Consider the following 24,447-nt stretch of genomic DNA (forward strand, 5'->3'; position numbering starts at 1 on the left):
AAACAGCAAAGGGGACAAATATATGAAATTTAATAGAAATTATTATATAGCGGTCTTTTTATTTATCATTGTTCTATTAGCTGTGTTTTTATCAATGATTTTTTACCATCCAGGAACAACTGTAAATGCTGGTAGTAAGAGAACTGGTATTAGCATTGATTGTGCACGTTCTTTTAAAAACGTAAACTTTATTAAAAAGTATATTAATGAAATTCATAAAAATAAGGGTAATTATTTAACACTGCATTTAACTGATAATGAAAACTTTGCTGTGGAGAACGAAAGTTTACATCAAACAATTAGTAATGCTTATTATAAATCTGGGATATACTATAACAAGAAGACTAAATTACCATTTTTGAGTAAAAATCAGTTAAAGAATATTATTCACTATGGAAATAGTAAACATGTTGAGGTTATTCCTGAAATAGATGTTCCAGGTCATGCTCAAGGCATATTTAGTTTGTTAAAAGCAAACGGCGAATATAATTTATATAAACAAGTCGTTAGAAGCGATGGATATAATGAAATGGACTATGCTAAGGAGAAAACATTATCATTATCTAAAAGAATCATTGGCGAATATATTCCATTGATAAAAGCTGGTGATTATATATCTATTGGCGGGGATGAAATCACTGTTAACAATGATAAACAAGAAGATCAAATTGTTAAATATATCAACTCTATGGATAGTTATATTAATCAACATTCTATAAAGATGACTATGTGGAATGATGCTTTTCATAAAAAAGTTATTAATAAATATAACAAAAACATTTTAATAGATTATTGGAGCTATAGTGGTCAAAGAGCAAGCCAAGAACAAAGTAATCAGAATATGGCATTAAGAGCAACCATGCCAGAATTGAATAAAGCAGGTTTTAAAACCATCAATTGCAATTTTTATTATTTATATTTAATTGCTAACGAAAAGATATTTAATAAACATAATGTGCAATTTTGGAAAAATGATCTAATGAAATGGAATCCTAAAATTTGGAACAACAATGATAATACAAGTTTAGATAAAAGTAAAAATAATATTGGAATGCAATTATCAATTTGGAATGATGGCAGTTATAAAATTAACAATTTAGATTTATATAATAATCTAAAAACTTATATAAAAAGTTATTTAAATTATTCAAATAGTTTTTAAAAGCCAAAGATAAAATCTTTGACTTTTTTATTTATATAACTAATAGGGAGAAGCAAAAAGTGTTTTGTATTTTTATTTATTTTTCTACTTTACATAATATATATTATACGAAGTATACATAAAAAATATATTTTTTAATTTAGCAACTAAATTCAACACACAATTTAATTTCATAGATTTATTATAATATTTTTTTATTATCAATAACGTTTTTTAATTTCGTTTTTTAACTTAGAAAAATGTTATTTATATTTTATACAATTTTTAAATTGTATAATTAAACTTAATCTAGTTATGAATCGTTCACCAATTAATATAACTTTATCTTATTATATTTAAGCTTATAATTATCATTGAAAGTTGAATTTAAGGAAGCGAAAAATAATGTTTAAAAAGTTAAATACATTTTTATTAATATTAGTATTATTACTAACGTTAGTGAATTTTAAGGACCCTATTAAAACATCAGCCAATAACTTATCACTAAAAACAGTTGCAAAAACCACGCCTGCTATAAAAATAAAAAGTTATAAAGATGCTTATGCAATAGTAATGAAATATCATAATACAAACACAAAAAATTCTAGTTATAAAAATGCTGGAAAAGTTAAAAATGGCTATGCGATTGCATACTATAATGATGTAGATCAATTAACAGTTTATCGAGTTACTTTAGATAAAGATAATATTGTAAAAATTCAGAAAAATCATTCTAAAAAAATCGTCAATTTAAATAATAAAAAGTTGTATTCCTCTAAAGATGCAATTAATGCTTTGAATTACGCACTACCTTATAGAAATACTCATTTTAAAGTAATAAAAGAAAAGCCAAACATGTATGTTGTAAAAGTATTTAAGAACAACAAATATTTAGGAATATATTCACTAAAGTCAACAACAAAGAAATATAATAAGATAGTTGAAGATGATAGTAGATTTCAACTATCCGCTGGTTCACATGAGAAAATTTTAAATAATAAGGAAAGCAAAAAACTATCGAATGCTGTTAAAATTATTAGAAAATATATAAATAAAAAATTAAAATATTCCGAAAGTAAGCAATTTAATAAGGCCAAGAAACTTATCACATATTATAATAGTCCATATTAATCCATATTAATATCGACTATATCTGTAAAGATTAATTAATAATATAAATATTAATAAAGATTACCAATTAACATATCTGAGAAAGAATTAATTACTTTTTTTAGAAAGTAATTAATTCTTAACAACAACTTTTCCAATCATGCTATTACTTTCTACTAGTTTAGTAGCTGCTCGCAAGTTTTCAGCATTAATTGGTGCAAAAGTTTTAGTTAAAGTACTCTTTAGTTTACCATCATCTAATAACTGCCCCACCTGGTCTAAAATCTTATGTTGAGTAATCATATTATCAGTTTGGTACCAAGATTTTGCATACATCCATTCCCAGCCAAAGCTGACCATTCTAGCTTTCATTGGTTGAAAGTCCAGGTCCTTGCCTGAACCAGTAGTAGATGCAATATGACCTAATGGTGCAATTAGTTTAGTAATGGCTTGCCAATAATAATCTAAATTGCTTAACTCTAAAACATTATCAACATATTTATAACCTAGTTCATGGACTTGATCAACAATATCTTCGTGATGATTGATTACATGATCAACACCATGCTTAAGTTCCCAATCCGCTGTGGCTTGTTTACCTGCAGTAGAGATTACGGTTAAGCCTGCCAAATGTGCTAATTGTGTGGCGATTGAACCAACACCACCTGCACCATTAATGATTAAAATGGTTTTACCTTGGTTGCCCTCATGATCATTAAAGTCAATTTTCATTTGTTCAAATAATGACTCCCAGGCAGTTAAACTAGTTAATGGCATGGCTGCAATTTCTGCACTATTCAAATTAGCTGGTGCATGACCAACTATTCTTTCATCAACTGCTTGATATTCACTATTACTACCAGGTCTATCATATGCACCTGCATAAAATACTTTATCTCCATTGTGAAATAAGCTAACTTTAGTACCTGTATTGACAACAGTCCCATAAGCATCGTAACCGATTACCTTAGGTTCTTTTAGTTCCTTTCGTTGTCCTCTTCTTGTGAACATGTCTACTGGATTAACAGATACTGCATCTACCTTAACTATTAAATCATGTTCCTTGGGTGTAGGAATTTCCGTCTTGAAATCAAACAAACTATTTGAATCGTCAATGGATAAATACTCTCTAAATCCAATTGCATTCATACTTTCATTCATAGTATTCCTCCTAAATATTTAATCAACAACTACATAATAAAGCTATGAATTTTGAATACAATCGTGTAATTTTTGTTCCCTAGTTACAAAAAATTCCCCTATTGCTTATTACTATAAACTGAATTATACATTTCTCCCCATTTCTCCATTTCCTTAATAACTGGAGATAATGTTTGTCCAAAATTGGTTAATCTATATTCAGTTTTAGGAGGGATCACTGGATATATCTTTTTAGTGATTACATTATCCTCTTCTAATTCTTTTAACTGTAAAGAAAGCATCCTTTTTGAACAACCACTGATTCTTTTAGTAAAATCATTAAATCTCATAACATCATTCTTCAATAAATGATATAAAATGACACTCTTCCACTTACCAGCTATTATCTGTAATGTACTTTCAACTGGACAACCGTCTTGACAATTATAAATATGTTTAATACTAATACTATCAGCTCCCATGTATTATTGTTTAATACTATTATACTTTATTGATCCTTAAGGAAACAAAAATTACAATCTTGATAGGATTGGATATCTCAAAAATATAAAATAAAAATCATCCCTTATGTAATAAAAAAAGTACTATGGGATGATTTTTATTTGAACTTAAAATTTATGTTTTAAAATATAAGTATTAGCATCTTTTACTTCAACGTTAGTATTCCAAAGCGGTTGAAATTCAATATTTTTCTTAGAAATATCAACTACAATATTTGCTCCATCATAAGCATTAATACCATTTTCATCTGTACCAATTATTGATACAAATAGGATTTGTTGTTTCCTTTCATCGTAAAAATGCACCATATTATCCTTATAATAAAAGGTATATCCAGAGATAGTTACTTTATTCATATTATTTCCCCATGCTATTTAAAAGAATGATTCAATTCGATAAACATCATTGCTAATTTCATATATATTAACGCTATTATCTGGATGAAAAGTTAATTTATCATTCACTATATCAATTACTAATTGAATTTCTTCACTTTGAATAAACGCAATACGATTATTTTGTTGATCAGCAAAACAGTTCATTTCTTCTTTATCATATTGAAAATAAAATTCAGAAATTTTCACTTCTTCCATTAGTTATCACTCCTTTATCTAATCTATTCTTCTGCCACATAGATTGTGTATTCTAATTCGTTTATTTTATTAAGTTGCACATCGTCTTCTTCCATACTTTCAGTAGGCGTGATCGACAATTTATTTTGAGCTAATTCTACTTTCATTAACACTTCTGCGTAATCTTCATCTAAGAAAACTAAAATAGTTTTATCTTCGTTGGTAACTACGGGCGTATTTTCTTCATCGTAGTTAAAGATATATTTACCAATCATAATTTTGTTTTTCATATTATTATCCTCTAGTTCTATTCGTTTGCTAGTATTTTATAGCTTTTATCTGCTAATTTTTGAATTGTAACACCATAACGTGGTCTTAATAGTAGTTTACCTTCAACAATACTAATATGAATTCTAACCTCTGTATCAGATGCAAAGAAAGTTAGACTATCTTCATTAATTAAATATCTAGACTGTTTATTATAATAATAAAATTGGAACCCTTTAAAATCTATATTTTTCATAATATTAATAACTCCTTATTTTGAGAACATTTTTCCTATGTTCTATTCAAAAATATATCTAATCAAATAAATGTTTTAATAATATTCTTATTATTAGATTGCTGTGCAGGCCTTTTATATAAATACAAAAACATATAGGGAAAATGTAAATATATTTTCTAGTTTCTTTGAAATTGTATTATATATTAATGGGCTTAATAAAAAATGTTGTTTATTTCAATATAAAAATGCATTCCTAGAATAACTATAAAAATATAGTAGTCATTTCAGGAATGCATTAAAAATTCTTTATTCTAAGTTTGCATGATTCTTCATCATGTCAGATTCATTTATATTTTCATCATTCATTAACTGTAAAACCATTGAATCTAGATATAACATTAAAGTTTGTTCAAATAATGATCCCATTGGTTGAATAGTTATAGATTTATTATGATCATATTTAGATTTACTATAAATATTAACAACATGATCAGCTATTTTACCAATCTCAGAATCATCATTTGATGTAATTAAGATTATATTAGCACCGACTTTTTTAGCTTCTTGAGCAACAATCTTTACTTGGGCTGTATTGCCTGAGCCAGATGCTAAAATCAATAAGTCATCTTTATGAATAGATTTAGTTGTAGTTTCACCAACAACATTACTATTATGACCTAATTGAGCTAGTCTCATTGCAAACATCTTCAAAACAAGGCCTGACCTTCCTAGCCCATGTGTGAATACTTGTTTGCTTTTAATAATTTCACTAGAGATATTTTGATTATCTAAACTTTTAGAAGAACTATTAAGTTCTTCTAAAATGTTTTCTAAATATTTCATTATTTCATCATTGCCTTAATCTCTTTGGCAGCTTTTGCAGGATCATCTACAGTAGCAATTCCACCACCAACAATTAACAAGTCTGGTTTTTCATCAATTATTTTTTCAGCAGTATCAACTTTAATACCACCTGCAACAGCAGTTTTAGTATTCTTAACATTTGCTTTAATAGTATTTAAATCTTCAAATGGAGTCTTACCAAGTGCTTGTAAATCATATCCAGTATGTGTACCAATGTAATCAGCACCAAATGCATCAAGTTCTTGAGCACGTTTGGCAATATCTTGAACTCCAATCATATCTACTAAAAGTTCTTTGCCAGCATCATGAGCTGTTTTAACAGCATCCTTAATAGATTGATCTTCAGCTACCCCTAAAATAGTAGTAATATCAGCACCATATTTAAATGCTTGACCTACTTCATATGAAGCAACATCCATAATTTTTAAATCTGCCAATAATGTGATATCAGGAAATCTTTCTCTAATTTTCTTAAGCCCTTCTAAGCCGAAATTAATCACCAAAGGAGTTCCATATTCAAAAACATCTACGCTATCCTTAGTTTTGTCTATTAAATTAATTGCACCATCAATATCTTCTAAGTCAATTGCTAATTGTAATTTCATAAATCATTCTCCTTTAATATTTATATGAAAGATAATTATTACATATTAATGCAATTAATGTAAAACATTTTATCTTATAGATGCATATTTATAGTTCCATTGGGTCCCAGCTGTATTATGGATAACCCCTTTCACTGATGGCTTTTGTAGATAATAAGTGTCATCTTGGAATAATGGTGATACTCCTTGAGTTATATTTAAACGTTTACTAGCATTAATTAAATCATCCCAACGCTTATTGGCATTATTAGCATCCCTATTTTCAGCTTTATTTAGCCAATCATTGTATTCAGCATCATGATAATTACCATAGTTATATGCAGTTCCAATTTGGGGAATTTGTAAGAAAGTAATTGGATCATTAAAATCTCCACCCCATGTATCTAGACTAATATCAAAGTTGCTTTGTTGTTCACGCTGCATTTTTATTTTTGATGGCACACTGGTAAGACCTACATTCAATCCTGGAAGAGTTGACTCTAGTTGTTCTTTTAAATACTGATTGGCTACATTAGAATTAGCATCATCGTTGCTACTTAATAGTCCTAATGAAACATTTTTTTGGGCAATCTCTTTTAGTCCTTTGGCCCACAGTTTCTTAGCTAGCTTTGGATTATAGTCGAGAGTGCCTTTAACATTTTGTTGATTAGCAAAGTCTACTCCTTTAGGACTATTAGCTAATCCATGAAGTATAAATCCTGTTACTTGACGATCTGATTTTAAGTATAAAACTTTTTTGGATAATAAAGAGCGATTGATTGATAGCGAAATAGCTTTTCTAATATTTTGATTTTGCAATGCTTTATTTCCATTTTTAAAATTGTATCTTAGATAGGAAATCATTGAATATGAATAGTTCTTTAGGTTAGCATCATTTTGATAATTCTTTAATTGATCCGTAGAAAGTGGTGTTATATCAAGTGAACCCTGGTTATATAAGTTTAAACTAGTAGAAGGATCACTAAACATAGCTATAGTTTATTCGGTTTAATTTAACTACCTTTTTGTCCCAATACTGGTTATTCTTTACATATGACCACTTATCTCCAACTCCAGTCCAATTGACAATCTTAAATGGTCCTGAATAAACCATGTATTTAGAATTAGTTCCATATTTATCACCATACTTTTTCACCGCTTTTTCACTTTGCGGTCCAAACAATGGATATGCCATTAAAGTTTTAAAGTATGCTACCGGTTTATTTAAATGGATCTTAACTGTTTGATTATTAACGGCTTCTATACCTAATTTTTGTGGGCTTAATTTACCTTCGTTAATTGCTTTCCCATTTTTTACAGCATTAAATAAATAAGCATATTGGGCTTTAGTGCTAGGTGTAACACTTCGTTGCCATGAATAAACAAAGTCATTGGCAGTAATCTGACTACCGTCGCTAAATTTAGCTTTTCTAAGTTTAAAGGTCCATGTTTTACCATCCTTACTACTAAAACCTTTTCAGCCAATCCTGGAGTAATACTTCCTTTTTTGCCTAGTCGATAAAAACTTTCAAATACATTTACAGTTGAACCATACCCCCCAGACTTAGAAATATCAATGGTATCTAGTCTACTACTAGCAGCTAAGTTTAACGTTTGTGGTTTATTATCTTTACTGGCGTTATTACTACCACAAGCAGTCAATATTCCCCCTGTTGCGATTAATAATATGGTTAAAACTATTAATTTATGTTTCTTCATACAATGTTCACTCCTTCATAAAGTTTATCAATAAAAAAAGAGTCCCTGCGCTAGACATAACAAAAAATGTTAGTCCAGTACAGAGACTCTTTTATTTACACTTAAGCCTACACAACATTAAATAGACCTATATGTATTTAAAAGGTTACTATACACGTGACTAACATTTTGAATACAACAACATAGCATTTGTTTATTTAATAAGTTATTCATAGTATAGTAACCTCCTTAATATAAATTTATTATTTTTAATAATACTTTAATATAATTTTAATGTCAAACTATATTATTGATTTTAGTCTCATATTTGGAATGATATACTAAAATTGGAACTATTTTAATAGTTTTAATCATAATTTTAATGATTTTAGGTTTATATAGTTTAATGAGTAAAAGTAATAGTCAAGGTTCAAATATTGCCACTAATCAACAGCTTATTAATCAGTCTAATAATAACTATACTTGGAAAGTTAAATCAACTGCATTCAAAAATTCCGACAATGATGGTGGCAAAAAACATTTATATTTTGACACTAAAAACAATAAGTTAATCGAAATTGACGCGGATTATGGGTTCAAAAAGCAAGATGTACTATCTTTATCTTCAGATAAATCAATGGCCTCTAACTATAAATTAGATGGAAAACATAAGATAAACATAACAACAAATGAAGGCGAGATGATTTTTGAAAATTTATCAAAAAGTAAAAAATCATCATTAACATTAATTTTAGGTAAAAAGTTACAATGAATATAAATTATTTTGGACGCTTTTTACAACGGATAGATAAAACAATTTCATCGCCTGGCACCCAAGGCTGAGTTTGTTGTACATTTTTAACAGTATATTCACTGCGATGTTCATTAAGCCATTTATTAACCATATTTTCCACTTCAATAATGTCTAAATTATTATTGTTCATAATATTAATCTCCCATTTAAAAAATATATCTATATATAAATGTTAATCCATGAAAGATATAAATAGTATCAAAGTTATTTTAAATTTAGTTTAATTAGTTTTGAAATAAAAAAGAAACTTTTTTTTAATACAAGTTTCCTTTTATATATATTAATTTTTAATAGCTTTATTGCCAATATCAGTACGATATAAATAATTTTTATTAATTAAATCAGTATTTAACGATAAATTTATTTGGCTTTGAGCTAACTTAAGGTTGTCACTACTGTTTACGACCATAAGAACTCTTCCGCCATGACTATAAATTTCATCTTTGTCTTTTTGAATTCCAGCATATATTACTTGAACTTTGTTATTAAAAACGGGAATTGGAAGATGGTCAATTGGATTTTTAGGATAGCCTTTAGCAGCCAAAACGGTCCCTAAGTAGTATTTATCTTTTTTCCAAGATGTAATTGTTTTTTCATTGTTCAGTAATTTGATTATGGTATTACCTAAATCACTTTGCAATTGTGGCAGGATAACTTGAGCTTCTGGGTCACCCATTCGAACATTAAATTCAATCACTTTAATACCATCTTCAGTATTAATTAGTCCAGCATATAAAAAGCCGACAAAGGGATGGTTACTATCATTCATTTCTTTTAGCACTGGTTTAATTATTGTATTAGTAGCCTCTTTTAAAATATTACTAGAAAATTGAGGTAATGGACTATAAGCACCCATTCCACCAGTATTAGGCCCCTTATCTGCATTTAGTAGTCTTTTATGATCCTGTGCCAATGGCATTGGAATGATTTTTTCGCCATTTACCATCAACATATAAGAAAATTCTTCACCTGTTAAGAAATCTTCAATTAAAATTTCATTTTGATGTGGTAATTTAAATAATTCTTTAATTGCATTTTTAGCATCATATTCATTCTTGGCAATAATAACTCCTTTACCACCTGCTAAGCCATTCGCTTTGATTACAACAGGCATTGAATGACCATTAACATAGCTTAGTGCATCATTAATATTATGAAATTCCTGATATGCCGCGGTCGGAACATTAGCTGTTTGCATAATTTGCTTAGCAAAAGCTTTTGAGCTTTCCAGTTTAGCTGCATATCTATTAGGACCAAATATTCTCAAACCACTTTTTTGAAAATAGTCTACGATCCCATCTGATAATGGCTCTTCGGGACCTACTACTGTACATAAAATGTCATTATCTTGAGCAAAGGTAACTAAAGATTTAAAATTCATTTCGTCAATATCAATACAACTAACACCGTTAATTTGGTTCATCATAACATTACCTGGCGCTACATAAACGTGATGATTATCACTCTTTGCTAAGCATTGTGCAATTGCATATTCACGGCCCCCAGAACCGACTACCAACCAATTATCCATTTTTAGCACTCCTATTTATTCATACAAATTAATGTTTAAAATGACGTTTACCACTAAATACTAATGCGATGCCTAATTCGTCGACCTTCTTAATGGAATCTTTATCTTTAATACTGCCTCCTGGTTCAACAATGGCTTTAATTCCATGGGTAGCAGCAAATTCAACACAATCATCCATTGGGAAAAACGCATCTGAAGCTAAAATTGCTTTGTCATAATCATCTTTATCTTGAGCCTTATTAATTGCAATTTTAGTTGAATCAATTCGATTCATTTGACCAGCACCAACGCCCAGAGTTTTAATTGCAGTGTTTACAACGATTGCATTACTCTTAACATGTTTCACCACATTTTGACCAAATGCTAATGCTTTTAATTGTTCTTCACTAGGTTGTACTTTTGATACAACTTTAAAGTTGCTTGGTTCTTCATGTAGCAAATCACGATTTTGGACTAACATTCCACCTAGAACACTTACTTCATCATGGCCATTTTTATCAATAGGACCAAATGGCAATTTAATTAGACGAATGTTCTTTTTCTTTGCTAAAACGTCATATGCTTCATCAGTAAATGCTGGTGCAATTACAATTTCTAGGAAAATAGAGTGCATTTTTTTAGAAGTTTCTAAATCAACTTCTCGATTTAAGACAATAATGCCCCCAAAAATTGAAATGGAATCAGCATCAAATGCTTCCTGCCATGCATCGACTAAAGTATCAGCAGTTCCAATTCCACATGGATTCATATGTTTTAAAGCTACAACTGCTGGCTTTTCAGGGAATTCTGCAATGATTCTTAAAGCAGCATCAGCATCCCTAATGTTATTGTATGATAATTGTTTTCCATGCAATTGTTTAGCATTAGCTAACGAATAACTTTCTGGAATGGCTTGTTTATAATATGCAGCTTGTTGATGACTATTTTCACCATAACGCATATCTTGAACTTTCTCATAAGTTAAAGTTAATTTATCAGGAAATTCTTCGCTAGTTAAGTATTTAGCAATCAATGCATCATATGCGGCAGTTTGACGAAAAACTTTAGCTGCTAAATGACGACGATATTTTGTATCTAATTGATCTTCATCATATCTTTCAAGATAGTCATTATAATCATTTTTATCTGTTATAACGATGACATCTTGACTATTTTTAGCGGCAGCTCTTAGCATTGATGGTCCACCAATATCTATGTTTTCAATTGCTTTTGCATCAGATACATTGGGCTGTTCAATAGTTTCTTTAAAGGGGTAAAGATTAACACAAACTAGATCAATTGGATTAATGTTTTCCTCAGATAGTTGTTTCATATGTACTTGATTATCACGTTTAGCAAGGATTCCAGCATGAATTTTAGGATGTAGTGTTTTAACCCTGCCATCTAGCATCTCTTTAAAATTCGTAATGTTTTCTACCGCAGTTGCTTGAATACCATTATCAAGCAACTTATTAAGGGTACCTCCAGTAGAAACGACTTGGAAATCTCTTTCTTCTAGTTGTTTAGCAAATTCAACAATTCCTGTTTTATCATAAACACTTAATAATGCTAATTTTTTCAATTTATAGAACCCCTTTATTAATTAATTCATGAATGGTTTTTGGATATAATTGATGTTCAACTTTATGAATCCTTGTTTCTAAATCTTCTAAACTATCTTCTGGATATCTGTCAACTGATTGTTGAGCAATTATTTTTCCGGTATCAACTCCAGCATCAACATAATGAATTGTTACTCCTGTAGTTTTTACATTAGCATTGTATGCATCTATGATTCCTTGTTTACCCGGAAAATTTGGTAATAATGCGGGATGAATATTTAAAATTCTTTTAGGAAAAGCATTTAATAAAGTATCACCTAGAATACGCATATAACCGGCTAAAAAAATTGTGGATATATTATCGACTTTAAGTCTTTGTAAAATTTTATCTTCTCTTGTAGCCCTAGGCATACCTTTCTGTACTTCAGCAATTAAAACAGGAACATTATGTTCTTTAGCTCTTTTAATTACATAGGCATCATGATGATCACAAACTAATAGTTTAATTTTAATTGGTAAATTTGCATTCATAATCGCTTCAAAATTTGTACCATTTCCCGACGCAAAAACAGCTGCGTTACTTTTATGCTTAGATGAACTTAACTGCTTGTTCATCTCTATTCACCACCTTACCAATTTCATAGAATGCTTCATTTTTCAATTTCAAATCATTAATCACCCTCTTTAATTTATCTGGACTGACTATCAAGACCATCCCAATACCTTGATTAAATACTTCATCCATATCACTTTGATCTAATTTTCCATGTAGTTTTAAGAAATTAAATATAGCAGGAACTGGCCAACTATTACGTTTAACATCAGCAGTTAGCTTATTAGGAATACTGCGTGCAAGATTATCAACAATGCCACCACCAGTAATATGAGCAGCTGCATTAATCAAGTTGGATTCTATCAAAGGATACACGCTCTTATAGTATAATTTAGTAGGTTTTAATAAATTATCAATCAATGTGCCATCTAGTCCAGAATATTTTGCATTTAAGTCAAGTTCGTTATCATTAACTATTTTTCTAACCAACGAATATCCATTTGAATGGATTCCAGAAGAAGGTAATCCTAATAAAACATCTCCTTCTTGGACTCGATTCGGACCCAATAACTTATCATGATTAGCAATACCTACTGCAAATCCACTAAGATCATAGTCATCTGACTTGTAAATACCAGGCATTTCAGCCATTTCACCACCAATTAACGAAAGACCAGCTTGCTCACAACCACTAGCAATCCCAGAAATGATTTGCTTTACCTTCTCTGGTTTTAAATCACCAATGCCCAAATAGTCTAAGAAAAATAAGGGTTTGGCTCCTTGCGCTAAAATATCATTAGCACACATGGCTACTAAATCAATTCCAATGGTTGTATGCTTATTTGTTTCAATTGCTAGCATAAGTTTTGTACCAACACCATCAGTTCCTGATATTAAAACTGGATTTTTTATTTCGCTTACTTCGTTTTTTAAACTATATTCCGCTCCAAAGCCGCCCACTCCAGCTAAGACATTTGCATCTTGAGTATTTTGCACCATTTGGCCAATACTTTTAACTGCTTTTTGCCCATTAGAAATATTTACTCCGGAAGATTGATATTGATTAGACAAGTTGGTCAGCTCCTTTACTTTGAGCAATTTTTTTAGTTTCATCATCATATATTTGCTGATAGTCATATAACTCAGTAGGATATTTTCCATCAAAGTAAGCGGTACATAGACCATGATATTTATTAGTATTATTTAAGTTGATTGATTTGATTAAACCATCAATGCTTAAATAAGCCAGTGAATCAGCTCCGATAGTGGATCTAATTTCTTCAACTGTTTTATTAGCTCCAATAAGTTCATTTTTACTTTGAATATCGACTCCATAAAAACAAGGATATTTAATTACGGGGGATGCAATTCTTACGTGAACTGATTTGGCACCAGCTGATTTCAGCAATTTAACAATATACTTACTAGTAGTTCCTCGTACAATTGAATCATCCACTAACACAATAGCTTTACCTTTGACTACTGATTTTACTGCTGATAGTTTCATTGAAACACCACGTTCTCTTTTATCTTGCGTGGGCTCGATAAAAGTTCTGGCAACATATTGATTTTTAATCATCCCCATATCAAATGGAATTCCACTAGCTTGAGAATAACCAATTGCTGCATCTAAAGAAGAATTAGGAACACCCACAACAAGATTGGCTTTAACAGGATGTTCTTTTGCAACTTTAGCACCCATCTTTTTTCTGGCTTCATGAACACTCACACCATGAATTACAGAATCGGATCGAGCAAAATAAATGTATTCTAATGAGCAAACGGTTAGTCCTTGCGAAGACATGAAATGATCAATGTGATAACCATGATTATCTACTCGCACTAACTCTCCAGGTTCTACATCCCTGATATATTTATATTCAATTTGATCTAATGCACATGTTTCACTACATAATACATAACTATCATCGTGCCCCTTTCCTAAAACAATGGGTCTTAATCCGTGCGGGTCAGATATACCAATCATTTCATAAGGGGTCATAACTGTAAAAGCAAAACCTCCGCGCAATTTTTTGAGGGATGCTTTTAGTCGATCAATAAATTTAGGATGTTCATCAAGCATAATTAGCGAGCCTAATAATTCACTGTCTGAATCAGCTTGAAAATGTGTTCCACGTTTAATTAATTTTTTTCTTAAAGTAACTGCATTGGTTAAATTACCATTATGGGAAATGGCAAAAGGCATTCTTGGATCATTAAAGAAGAATGGTTGAATATTTTGAATACCATGACTACCTGCTGTAGCATATCGAATATGACCAATTGCTGCTGTTCCAGTTAATTTTTTAAGGTTAGATTTATCAGCAAAAATTCTTGATAGTAATCCTTGCCCTTTATGCATATAAACACTATTACCATCAAAAGTAACGATGCCAGCGCCTTCTTGTCCACGATGTTGTAGGCTATGCATTCCTAAATATGCTTTTTCTGCTGCATTTTTAGAATTCCAGATTCCAAAAATGCCACATTCTTCATTTAAACTCTTGATTTCTTGTAGCATGTTAGTCTAAACCTTCCTTCCATGCCTTTTTTAATTTAGCCATATCACCTGATAATATTCCATTATTTAGTTGCATCTTGATTTGATTGTTATTTGTAGTGTAGCCAATTAATTCAGCGTTATCTTTTATTAATTTTTCAAAATTTTCTTGATTTGTCTCACTTACAGTAACCACAAATCTCGATTGAGTTTCTGAAAATAATTGTTCTTTAGATATCTTTGTTTTTCCAGAAAATCCTAGATTATTAGTGAATAAACTCTCCACTAAAGCCACTCCTAAACCACCTTCGCTAATATCATGAACACTTTTAACTAATTGATTCTTAATTACGTGATGAATTATGTTTTGATTTTTATATTCTTCTTTTAAACTAAAATGATTAATGCGCCCTGAAATTTTATGTTTTAACATTTTCTGAATTTGTGAACCATTGAAATCATCATAAGTATTACCAATCAAATAAACTAAGTCATCAGCATCTTTTGCATCTTGCGTAGTTATGTTTTTATTGTTTTCAATCAATCCGACCATACCAACCATCGGAGTTGGATAAATTGCATTGCCATCAGTTTCATTATATAGAGAAACATTTCCTCCAATAACTGGAGCATCAAACAATTTACATGCTTCTGACATACCAGCAACTGATTGATCCATCGAATAATAACTGTCTGCATCATCAGGGTTACCAAAGTTTAAACAATCAGTAATGCCAATTGGCTTACCACCGCTAGCAACAATATTTCTAGCTGCTTCAGCAAAGGCAATTTGGCCTCCAATATAAGGGTCTAAGTAAATATAGCGACTATTACAATCAGTAGTCATCGATAATGATTTATTAGTATGCCTAACTCTTACAACGGCAGCATCACTACCAGGTGCCAAAACTGTGTTAGCTTGAACTCGACTATCATATTGACGATAAATATTTTCTTTAGATGCAATTGTTGGCTGGGATAATATTTTTAAAAGTGTTTCATATGAATTATCTATTTTAGGAATAAAGTCATCACTAGTATTTAGCAATCTTTCCGGTTTAATCACGGGATGCTTATACTCAGGAACATCGTCAACTAAACTGTTAGTTGGAATATCACAAACCAATTTGTTCTTGAAACTTAATCTATATTTTCCATCATCATTAACATTCCCAATTGTTATTGCATTTAAATTATATTCATTAAAAATATTAATAACTTCTTGTTCATGTCCTTGCTTAACACACAACAACATTCGCTCTTGTGATTCAGAAAGCATAATTTCATAAGGTGTCATGCCTTGTTCACGCTTAGGAACTAAATCAAGATTTAAATTAACTCCACTATTAGCTTTAGCGGCCATTTCAGCAGATGAAGAAACAATTCCGGCAGCTCCCATGTCTTGAATCCCAATTAAAATATCAGAATGATTTTTAATAATATCTAAGCAAGCATCTACCAGTAACTTTTCCATAAAGGGATCGCCAACTTGAACGGCAGAACGATCAGATTCTTCTTCTTTACTAAATTGACTTGAAGCAAACGTAGCACCATTAATCCCATCACGACCGGTTTTAGCTCCTACATAAATAATCGAATTGCCTAGGCCTTTCGACTGGCCTACTGCTAAATCTTTTTTGTCCATAATACCGACACACATAACATTTACTAATGGATTGCCATCGTAAGTATCATCAAAGCTAATTTCTCCACCTACAGTAGGAATTCCAATACAGTTACCATATCCAGCAATTCCTGAAACTACTTGATTTAATAAAAATCTGTTTCTAGGTTTCGATAAGTTTCCAAAGCGTAAACTATCTAATGATGCAATAGGTTTAGCACCCATCGAGAAGATGTCTCGAATAATGCCACCAACTCCAGTAGCAGCACCCTCATACGGTTCAACAAAACTAGGATGATTATGACTTTCTGCTTTAAAAACGACTGCCTGATTATCATTAATATCCAAAACTCCTGCTCCCTCACCAGGTCCTTGAATTACCCTTGAACCATCTGACCAGAACTTTTTTAATATCTGTTTTGAATTTTTATAAGAACAATGTTCACTCCACATGCCTGAATATAAACCAATCTCGGTATAATTAGGTAATCGATGTATTAATTTATTTACTATCAAGTCATATTCATACTCACTTAATCCCATATCAATATAAAGCTTTTTGTTTTTAATATCCTCTGGTGTTGGTTCCATATGCTCTTTTAACATGATTAGCTCCTTACATGACTTTTTAGAATTGATTGAAATAGTCTTAGACCATCTTTGCTGCCTAGAATTTTTTCCACTGCACGTTCAGGATGTGGCATCATGCCTAATATATTCCCCTGTTTGTTAGTGATTCCGGCAATATCGTCAACACTTCCATTTGGATTGTCTTTATAAGTGAAAATAATTTGTTTGTTTGCTTTTAGTTCTTTTAGTGTCTTTTGATCACAATAATAATGACCTTCACCATGGGCAACCGGTAAGTTAATTGATTCTTCTTTTTGATATTGATTGGTGAAAACACTATTGTTGTTTTGTACATTAATTTTTTCCCAAGCTGAAACAAATTGCATATTATTATTTTTGATTAATGAACCTGGTAATAAATTAGATTCAGTTAAAATTTGGAAACCATTACAAATACCAACAATGATTTTTCCGTCATTAGCTGCTTGTTTGATGCTTTTCATAATGGGAGCAAGATTAGCAATTGCACCACTTCTCAAATAATCGCCAAATGAAAATCCACCTGGAATTAAGATAACATTATATTTATCTAAGCTATCTTCATTAGAAGAAACCATTGTACAATTTTCTCCTAATGCATCCTTAACTGCATAATAAAGATCATTATCACAATTAGATCCAGGAAAAGTCACTACAGCAAAATTCATTTTTACACTTCCTTTATGTCATAATGATAAGTTTCCATATTTTGATTAACTAGTAGCTCTTTACATGCATCTTTTACAATTTGTTCTGCATCTTTTTTGTTATCATTGTCTAATTTCATTTCAAAATACTTACCTTGAGTAATTGAACTAACGTTTTGAAATTTTAAATTGTGTAAAGCATTTTTAATAGCTTCACCCTGTGGATCTAAAATAGATGGTTTATGTGTTACATACAGCTTGGCTAAATACATTATGATTGCTCCCTTTTTAATCTAATTTTTCTTGCAATTTATGTAACACTTTATAATAACCTTTCATCATATTTCCAGATTGATGTCTGAATATATCTTTATCTAGGGATGTATTTGTTCTCATATCAATTAAACGACATGAATCTGGAGATATTTCATCAGCTAGAATGACATTATTGTTGCTATCTATACCAAATTCCACTTTGAAATCAACTAATATAACATCAACTTCTTTAAAAAGTTTTGATAAAGCTTCGTTTACTTTTAAAGCAAGTTTGCGCATTGTATTAATTTCATCTGCACTAGCTATATTTAAAGCTTGTGCAGATGAATCATTTACCATTGGATCATGCAATTCATCACTTTTCATAAAAAACTCTACAACTGGTAAAGCTAGTTTAGCTAATGATTCAGTTCCAAAGCGCTTTTGAAAATGACCTGATGCTAGATTTCTAACAATAACTTCTAGTGGAATCATTTTAACCTTTTTATTTAATTGATCAGTTTTTGAAACCTGTTGAATAAAGTGATTGGGGACGCCTAGATTATTTAAATATTTAAATAATAAGCTGGAGATTTGATTATTAACGGCACCTTTATTATTAATCAATTCATTTCTTAATCCATCACCAGCCGTAGTGTGATTTGTATAATGAACTCTCAAAATATCTTCTTGATTAGTTTGAAATAGTTGCTTTGTTTTTCCAGAATCAATTAAATTAGTCATTTTTAAATACTCCTCAATTATTTAAACTGTTTCACTTTACCTAATAAATCTTCAATTGAATTTCCTATCACAGTGATGTGTCCCATTTTTCTTCCAACTCTAACTTCTGCTTTACCATAATCATGTAAATGCCAGTTAGGATTGTTCTTTAATTCTTTTCTAGCTTTTAAAACATTCTTACCTAACAAATTAACCATAACTGCTTTATGATCCATTTTGATTTTAGGTATTGATAATCCACATACGCATCTTATATGAGCTTCAAATTGTGATATATTACAAGCCTCAATTGTATAATGTCCAGAGTTATGTGGTCTTGGTGCCATCTCATTAACTATCAATTGATTATTCGGTAATAAAAAGAACTCAATGCCTAATACTCCAACTAAGCTCAATTTTTTAGCAATCTTTACTGCAATATTTTTAGCTTGTTCATGAACAGAACTTGGTACACGACCAGGAATAATACTTGTATGCAAAATATGATTCTTATGAATATTTTCACTTAATGGGAAAGTTTCAATTTGATTATCACTATTTCTTGCAACCATAATAGAAACCTCTTTACTAAAACTTACCTTTTGTTCTAGTAACCATTCGCGATCGCTTAAATTATTTGAGGCATATACCATGTCTCTTTCATTATTGATGTCAATTTGGTCGTGACCATCATAACCACCCTCACATGTTTTTAAAATGCTAGGAAAACCAATTTGATTAACTGCAGATGTTAATTCTTCCTTATTACTTACATATTTGTAGTTCACAACTGGTAAATCATTGTTAAACAAGAAATCTTTCTCATGTTTACGATGACTAGTAATAATTAATTCATTTAGCTTTTGTGGAACTAATACCTTATCTTCTATTTTTTGAATTGTATTTTGATCTACATTTTCAAATTCGTAAGTTATTACATCAGATTTATTAGCTAAACTATTTATAGCCTCTTGATCATCATAATTAGCAATGATTTGAAAATCAGAAACTTGAGCTGCAGGTGCATTAGGCGTAGGATCCAAGATTCCAACTTTATATCCCATTTGTTTAGCAGCTATAGCCATCATTTGTCCTAACTGTCCGCCACCTAAAATTCCTATTGTTTCTTGAGGAATGACTACGTTACTTAAGTTGTTCATTGCTTTCAATCGCCTCTTTGGTTTGATTTCTTCTAAATTCATTTAAATTTTTTTCTACAGATTTATTGCTTAGTGCAATGACTTGGGCTGCTAAAATGGCTGCATTTTTGGCACCAGCATCTCCAATTGCCACTGTAGCAACTGGAACCCCAGCAGGCATTTGCACTATGGATAATAATGAATCCATTCCATTTAAAATACTAGTTTTTACTGGTATTCCTATTACAGGTAAAGTAGTGTTCGCGGCTAACATACCTGGCAAATGAGCTGCACCTCCAGCTGCAGCAATGACAATTTTGTAATGTTCGTCTTTTAGCTTTGAAGCAAAATTTTGTAATTCAGTAGGCATTCTATGTGCAGAAATAATATGTTTATCAAAAGATACATTTAATTTTTGCAATAACTCAGCAGTGGCCTTTATTTTAGGCCAATCTGATATTGATCCCATAACTAATGCTACATCCATAAAAAAATTCCTTTCTAAATTTAATATCTTTATATTATCAATTAATTTTAAACTGGTCAACAAAAAAGCGAACTAAACATAAGTTTTCTTAAATAACGTTCGCTTTTTATTGTTAAAAATAAAAAAGCATGCGTTTAGCATGCTTAGTAGTCAAAATTTATGACATATATTAACAAGTTAAATATAATCATCAATATAGAAATAAATAATATTAAATTTTCTTTTTTGCCACCAACTTTATATCTAAAAGGACTTTTTTTACGGACATTAATACTTTTATCAAATGGATAAAACCATCGGACACCTTCAACTGAGAAGGAATCTTCAACTATATGTAATAAGGTGCCAAAAGAAATACCATAATATAAAAATAATAAAAATGGATTGTTAAAAAGGAATTGTCCATTTAAATAAGCATTATTAGATAGATAATATGATACAAAAAATAATAAAAGTAATATCCATATTGTATGTGACCATGTTCTGTGACCCCACCAGGTCATTGGTTTAGCTGCCATTCCAATTTTTTTATTTATTCTAGTCTGTTTTTGATCAATATCTGGTAATTGTGCGCCAATCCATATACCAATTATTTCTGCTCCTGATATTAATAATGACTGGTGTTCTATATTTATATAACCTAATGTAATTGCTTCTGATAAAGCAACGTGTGTTCTTCTTAAAGCCAAAAATAATCTTTCCTTTTGTTTTTCTTTTTTTATTTTATCATATTTTTTTGGTTAAAGTAACTATTTATTTTTAACAAATAATAAAAAAGAGCTCTTAAATTAAGCTCTTAATCTTTTCTATTTTTTCCATTTAGTATCTTTGAATTGTTGACGTCCACCAAGTTCTTCAATTTGATTTCTTAATGGATTTTTCTTATAGAAATCTTGGTGATATTCTTCAGCAGGATAAAATGGTTTGGCATCTTCAATTTTGGTAACTATCGGGTCATCAAACATCCCACTATTCGTCAAATCTTCTTTGGATTGTTCAGCAATTTGTCTTTGCTCATCACTATTGACGAAAATAACTGGACGATAGCTGTCTCCTCGATCTTGAAATTGACCAGAAGCATCTGTTGGATCTGTTTGTCTCCAATAAATATCTACTAATTGTTTGTAAGAAACTATTGAAGGATCAAAAGTTATTTCAACTGCTTCAGTATGACCAGTTGTATGTGAACATACTTCTTCATAAGTTGGATTTGGAACATGTCCACCTGTATATCCAGAAACTACTTTTTCAATTCCTGGTTGTTGATCAAATGGCTCAACCATGCACCAGAAACATCCGCCAGCAAAAATTGCAGTGTCTTTATTCATCATTTAAAGCCTCTTCCTTATTTAAAAATATCTAAATATTCTCCGTACCCTGAATTCTCTAATTGATCTACTGGGATGAATTTTAATGATGCAGAGTTTATACAGTATCTTAATCCCCCTTTATCCTTAGGACCATCAGGAAAAACATGTCCTAAATGAGAATCTGCCTTACTACTCTTAACTTCATTTCTAACCATACCATGTGATGTATCTAAGTTACTGTTAATATTTTTTTGATCAACTGGTTTAGTAAAGGCTGGCCATCCACAACCAGAATTGTATTTATCTCTAGATGTAAAAAGTGGTTCTCCAGAAACAATATCAACATATAATCCATCCTCAAAAAAATCATCATATTTATTTGTAAATGGCATTTCAGTACCAGCATTTTGGGTTACATTATATTGTTCATCGGTTAATACACTCTTCAAATCTTCTTTATTATATTTAGTCATAAGTAACAACTCCTTAGCAAAAGAATATATCTTGTACGACATATATTATATAATACTCAATTATATATATAATGCAAGTTTAATGAATAAAAAATACTCCTTAAGAATTTAAAATACTTAAGGAGTATCTCTAGAAAAACATTAATATAAAATATCAGTTAATGGTGGTACAACTTGTTTCTTTCTTGATACAACACCAGGTAAAGAAATTGTATCGTCTTCAGAAAGTTTACCATTGAAAGCCTTCTCAACAGCATCTTTAGGCTCTCCAACAACTAATAATTCTGAATTACTATCTAAAACATTAGTAGCAATAACTAGGAATAAATCATATCCCTCAGAATCTGATTCCGATTTCATAGCTTTTTTCAAATCATCTTTACGTTTTAAAACATCATTTAAATCAACAGTGTTAATTTGATCAATACGAATAGCTTTGCCACCCATTGTAAATGACTTAGCATCACCATCAATTAAATCTTTATCAGATCTAGCATCAACATTAGTACCAGCTTTTAACATTTTAATACCATAATCTTCATAATCAACATTAGCAATTTTAGCTAATGTTTTTACTGCATTTTTATCAACATCAGTAGTTGTAGGTGACTTCAATAATAAAGTGTCTGAAATAATTGCTGATAACATTAATCCAGCAATTTTTTCAGGAATTTCAACTGACTTTTCGTTAAACATTTCAAATAAAACAGTACTTACACAACCAACAGGTTCTGCACGATAGAATAATGGCTTTTCAGTATTAAAATTAGCAATACGATGATGATCAACAACGTGAGTAACATTTAATTTATCGATATCAGAAACACTTTGTTGTGGTTCATTATGATCAACTAACATAACTGAATCAACTTCTGGCTTAGCTTCTTTAATAACACGAGGAGCTTTTTGATTAAATTGATTTAAAACAAATTTTGTTTCTTCATTAGGTTCTCCTAAAGCTACAGCTTCAACATCATAACCTAATCTTTCTTGTAAATATGCGTATTCAATAGCAGCACAAATTGCGTCTGTATCTGGACTTTGATGTCCAAAAACTAATTCTTTAGCCATTAAAAAATCCCCTTTAAAATTTTAATTTTTTTCCTTAAGTCTAGATAAATAATCTTTTTCTTCCAAATACTTATCAAATTGATCTAGGAAATTACCAATACGAGGAATTAGACGCTTGTTTTTACGATAAACAAACGCTAAATCAAACTTAATATTGGGGGTCATTTTAGAAACCCATGTATCTACATTTTCCATTTTATTAACATCTTTGTCAATCATAAATGAGCTAGGTAAAGCCGTGTTAGACCCTGTTTTTAACGCAAATTTTAAAATTTGGTTCGGTGTTGTAAAACGAGCAGCACTCGTAGGTAAATCTACCAATTGATTTTTAAACTGTTCCTTTAGAATAAAGTCTAAGAAATATCCTTCTGGATAAGTAACCCAGCGAGTATCTAGAGTATCTTGAAATCTAACCTTACTATTTTTTGATAATTTATTATTATGATGAATAAACATTAAATCATCACTAATGATTTTCTTAGCTTCGTAAGGTTTCCAATTTTTAATGGATGAGTCTGGCAAATACATAATCGCTAAATCAATTTGGTTATTTTCTAAAGATTCCCAAATTTCTTTACGAGTTAACATACGAAGATTAATTGTTAAAGAGGGATTCTCTTTATACATTTCAATGCTAAAATCTTCGAGAACCTTATCTTGAATTGATGACAATACACCAATGTTAATTTCTCCACTAGTTGCACTATTAGATTGTTCAATTTCATCGGCTGTCTCATTTAAAATGCTATAAATTTCCTTTGTTGATTTAAGCATAATATTGCCGGCTGAAGATAATTTAAGCTTTTTACCAATAGAATAAAACAATGGTGAGCCAATTGTTTTCTCTAGTTTCTTAATTTGTTGAGTTAGTGCAGGTTGAGTTATTCCTAAAATCTGTGCAGCTTGGGTATAATTCATAGTATCTGCTAATTGCAAAAAATACGTTAATGTTTTAGATGAAAAAATATTTTCTTGTCTAGTCTTTTTCATAACTTACTCCTAATTTTTAATGATAACAAATTATTATAGTCATA

28 protein-coding genes and 1 pseudogene are annotated in these 24,447 nt (G+C 30.3%); 3 read left to right on the forward strand and 26 right to left on the reverse strand.

The window, feature by feature from the left end; genetic code table 11:
• Positions 1-22: 22 nt before the first annotated feature.
• Complete coding sequence (locus C7N44_RS00850) at positions 23-1,162, forward strand: family 20 glycosylhydrolase (RefSeq protein ID WP_105956031.1); 1,140 nt, start codon at positions 23-25, stop codon at positions 1,160-1,162.
• Positions 1,163-1,546: 384 nt separating this feature from the next.
• The gene (locus C7N44_RS00855) at positions 1,547-2,272 is read left to right on the forward strand and encodes a hypothetical protein (protein ID WP_105956032.1); all 726 of its coding nucleotides are present in this window, start codon (positions 1,547-1,549) and stop codon (positions 2,270-2,272) included.
• 111 nt (positions 2,273-2,383) lie between these two features.
• On the opposite strand, the gene C7N44_RS00860 is transcribed toward C7N44_RS00855, so the two are convergent.
• The 9 genes and pseudogenes from C7N44_RS00860 to C7N44_RS00900 all read right to left on the reverse strand — a co-directional run bounded on the left by C7N44_RS00860 (position 2,384) and on the right by C7N44_RS00900 (position 8,157).
• A complete protein-coding gene (locus C7N44_RS00860; RefSeq protein WP_105956033.1) occupies positions 2,384-3,412 on the reverse strand; it encodes a zinc-binding alcohol dehydrogenase family protein in 1,029 nt (342 codons plus the stop codon).
• Positions 3,413-3,510: 98 nt separating this feature from the next.
• A complete protein-coding gene (locus tag C7N44_RS00865; protein ID WP_105956034.1) occupies positions 3,511-3,873 on the reverse strand; it encodes a winged helix-turn-helix transcriptional regulator in 363 nt (120 codons plus the stop codon).
• A 147-nt stretch (positions 3,874-4,020) separates the two neighbouring features.
• Positions 4,021-4,269: a hypothetical protein gene (locus C7N44_RS00870; RefSeq protein ID WP_105956035.1), complete on the reverse strand. Its 249-nt coding sequence runs from the start codon at positions 4,267-4,269 to the stop codon at positions 4,021-4,023.
• A gap of 18 nt (positions 4,270-4,287) precedes the next feature.
• Complete coding sequence (locus tag C7N44_RS00875) at positions 4,288-4,506, reverse strand: hypothetical protein (protein ID WP_105956036.1); 219 nt, start codon at positions 4,504-4,506, stop codon at positions 4,288-4,290.
• Between the two features lie 23 nt (positions 4,507-4,529).
• Positions 4,530-4,775, reverse strand: coding sequence for a hypothetical protein (locus C7N44_RS00880; protein ID WP_105956037.1), 246 nt, complete (start codon positions 4,773-4,775; stop codon positions 4,530-4,532).
• A gap of 17 nt (positions 4,776-4,792) precedes the next feature.
• Positions 4,793-5,008, reverse strand: a complete 216-nt coding sequence (locus C7N44_RS00885) for a hypothetical protein (RefSeq protein ID WP_105956038.1) — start codon at positions 5,006-5,008, stop codon at positions 4,793-4,795.
• A gap of 288 nt (positions 5,009-5,296) precedes the next feature.
• Complete coding sequence (gene hxlB, locus C7N44_RS00890) at positions 5,297-5,833, reverse strand: 6-phospho-3-hexuloisomerase (protein ID WP_105956039.1); 537 nt, start codon at positions 5,831-5,833, stop codon at positions 5,297-5,299.
• The gene (gene hxlA / locus C7N44_RS00895) at positions 5,833-6,459 is read right to left on the reverse strand and encodes a 3-hexulose-6-phosphate synthase (RefSeq protein ID WP_105956040.1); all 627 of its coding nucleotides are present in this window, start codon (positions 6,457-6,459) and stop codon (positions 5,833-5,835) included. Before hxlA ends, hxlB begins: the two co-directional genes overlap by 1 nt.
• Before the next feature lie 69 nt (positions 6,460-6,528).
• Positions 6,529-8,157, reverse strand: a pseudogene (locus tag C7N44_RS00900) (peptide ABC transporter substrate-binding protein).
• A gap of 385 nt (positions 8,158-8,542) precedes the next feature.
• Here C7N44_RS00900 and C7N44_RS00905 point away from each other — a divergent pair.
• Positions 8,543-8,908, forward strand: coding sequence for a hypothetical protein (locus C7N44_RS00905; RefSeq protein WP_157945001.1), 366 nt, complete (start codon positions 8,543-8,545; stop codon positions 8,906-8,908).
• A gap of 7 nt (positions 8,909-8,915) precedes the next feature.
• Here the strand turns inward: C7N44_RS00905 and C7N44_RS07940 are convergent, their stop codons facing one another.
• The 17 genes from C7N44_RS07940 to C7N44_RS00985 form a co-directional block, all read right to left on the reverse strand.
• Positions 8,916-9,080, reverse strand: coding sequence for a hypothetical protein (locus C7N44_RS07940; protein WP_157945002.1), 165 nt, complete (start codon positions 9,078-9,080; stop codon positions 8,916-8,918).
• A 150-nt stretch (positions 9,081-9,230) separates the two neighbouring features.
• Positions 9,231-10,481: a phosphoribosylamine--glycine ligase gene (gene purD, locus C7N44_RS00910; RefSeq protein WP_105956042.1), complete on the reverse strand. Its 1,251-nt coding sequence runs from the start codon at positions 10,479-10,481 to the stop codon at positions 9,231-9,233.
• A 28-nt stretch (positions 10,482-10,509) separates the two neighbouring features.
• Entirely contained in the window at positions 10,510-12,042 is a 1,533-nt protein-coding gene (gene purH, locus C7N44_RS00915) for a bifunctional phosphoribosylaminoimidazolecarboxamide formyltransferase/IMP cyclohydrolase (RefSeq protein ID WP_105956043.1), read from the reverse strand.
• 1 nt (position 12,043) lies between these two features.
• The gene (gene purN, locus C7N44_RS00920; RefSeq protein WP_105956044.1) at positions 12,044-12,637 is read right to left on the reverse strand and encodes a phosphoribosylglycinamide formyltransferase; all 594 of its coding nucleotides are present in this window, start codon (positions 12,635-12,637) and stop codon (positions 12,044-12,046) included.
• A complete protein-coding gene (purM, locus tag C7N44_RS00925) occupies positions 12,612-13,646 on the reverse strand; it encodes a phosphoribosylformylglycinamidine cyclo-ligase (RefSeq protein WP_167387275.1) in 1,035 nt (344 codons plus the stop codon). The genes purN and purM overlap by 26 nt, the downstream gene beginning before the upstream one ends.
• Complete coding sequence (purF, locus tag C7N44_RS00930; RefSeq protein WP_105956046.1) at positions 13,639-15,096, reverse strand: amidophosphoribosyltransferase; 1,458 nt, start codon at positions 15,094-15,096, stop codon at positions 13,639-13,641. Before purF ends, purM begins: the two co-directional genes overlap by 8 nt.
• Position 15,097: 1 nt before the next feature.
• The gene (purL, locus tag C7N44_RS00935) at positions 15,098-17,305 is read right to left on the reverse strand and encodes a phosphoribosylformylglycinamidine synthase subunit PurL (RefSeq protein ID WP_105956047.1); all 2,208 of its coding nucleotides are present in this window, start codon (positions 17,303-17,305) and stop codon (positions 15,098-15,100) included.
• Between the two features lie 2 nt (positions 17,306-17,307).
• A complete protein-coding gene (gene purQ, locus C7N44_RS00940; RefSeq protein ID WP_105956048.1) occupies positions 17,308-17,976 on the reverse strand; it encodes a phosphoribosylformylglycinamidine synthase subunit PurQ in 669 nt (222 codons plus the stop codon).
• 2 nt (positions 17,977-17,978) lie between these two features.
• Positions 17,979-18,227: a phosphoribosylformylglycinamidine synthase subunit PurS gene (gene purS, locus C7N44_RS00945; RefSeq protein ID WP_105956049.1), complete on the reverse strand. Its 249-nt coding sequence runs from the start codon at positions 18,225-18,227 to the stop codon at positions 17,979-17,981.
• A 16-nt stretch (positions 18,228-18,243) separates the two neighbouring features.
• The gene (gene purC, locus C7N44_RS00950; protein ID WP_105956050.1) at positions 18,244-18,954 is read right to left on the reverse strand and encodes a phosphoribosylaminoimidazolesuccinocarboxamide synthase; all 711 of its coding nucleotides are present in this window, start codon (positions 18,952-18,954) and stop codon (positions 18,244-18,246) included.
• A 17-nt stretch (positions 18,955-18,971) separates the two neighbouring features.
• On the reverse strand, positions 18,972-20,093 hold the full coding sequence (purK, locus tag C7N44_RS00955) for a 5-(carboxyamino)imidazole ribonucleotide synthase (protein WP_105956051.1): 1,122 nt from the start codon (positions 20,091-20,093) through the stop codon (positions 18,972-18,974).
• Entirely contained in the window at positions 20,077-20,559 is a 483-nt protein-coding gene (purE, locus tag C7N44_RS00960; protein ID WP_105956052.1) for a 5-(carboxyamino)imidazole ribonucleotide mutase, read from the reverse strand. The genes purK and purE overlap by 17 nt, the downstream gene beginning before the upstream one ends.
• Before the next feature lie 143 nt (positions 20,560-20,702).
• Positions 20,703-21,248: a metal-dependent hydrolase gene (locus C7N44_RS00965; protein ID WP_157945003.1), complete on the reverse strand. Its 546-nt coding sequence runs from the start codon at positions 21,246-21,248 to the stop codon at positions 20,703-20,705.
• Between the two features lie 117 nt (positions 21,249-21,365).
• Positions 21,366-21,887 (reverse strand): peptide-methionine (S)-S-oxide reductase MsrA, encoded by a 522-nt coding sequence (gene msrA / locus C7N44_RS00970; RefSeq protein ID WP_105956295.1) that lies wholly within the window; start codon positions 21,885-21,887, stop codon positions 21,366-21,368.
• A gap of 17 nt (positions 21,888-21,904) precedes the next feature.
• Positions 21,905-22,342, reverse strand: a complete 438-nt coding sequence (msrB, locus tag C7N44_RS00975) for a peptide-methionine (R)-S-oxide reductase MsrB (RefSeq protein ID WP_105956054.1) — start codon at positions 22,340-22,342, stop codon at positions 21,905-21,907.
• Between the two features lie 141 nt (positions 22,343-22,483).
• Positions 22,484-23,413 carry a manganese-dependent inorganic pyrophosphatase gene (locus C7N44_RS00980; protein WP_105956055.1) on the reverse strand — a complete coding sequence of 310 codons (930 nt, stop codon included), beginning with the start codon at positions 23,411-23,413 and terminating at the stop codon, positions 22,484-22,486.
• 21 nt (positions 23,414-23,434) lie between these two features.
• A complete protein-coding gene (locus C7N44_RS00985; RefSeq protein ID WP_105956056.1) occupies positions 23,435-24,403 on the reverse strand; it encodes a LysR family transcriptional regulator in 969 nt (322 codons plus the stop codon).
• Positions 24,404-24,447 lie beyond the last annotated feature (44 nt).

Source organism: Apilactobacillus quenuiae (genome assembly GCF_002994005.1).
Classification (GTDB): domain Bacteria; phylum Bacillota; class Bacilli; order Lactobacillales; family Lactobacillaceae; genus Apilactobacillus; species Apilactobacillus quenuiae.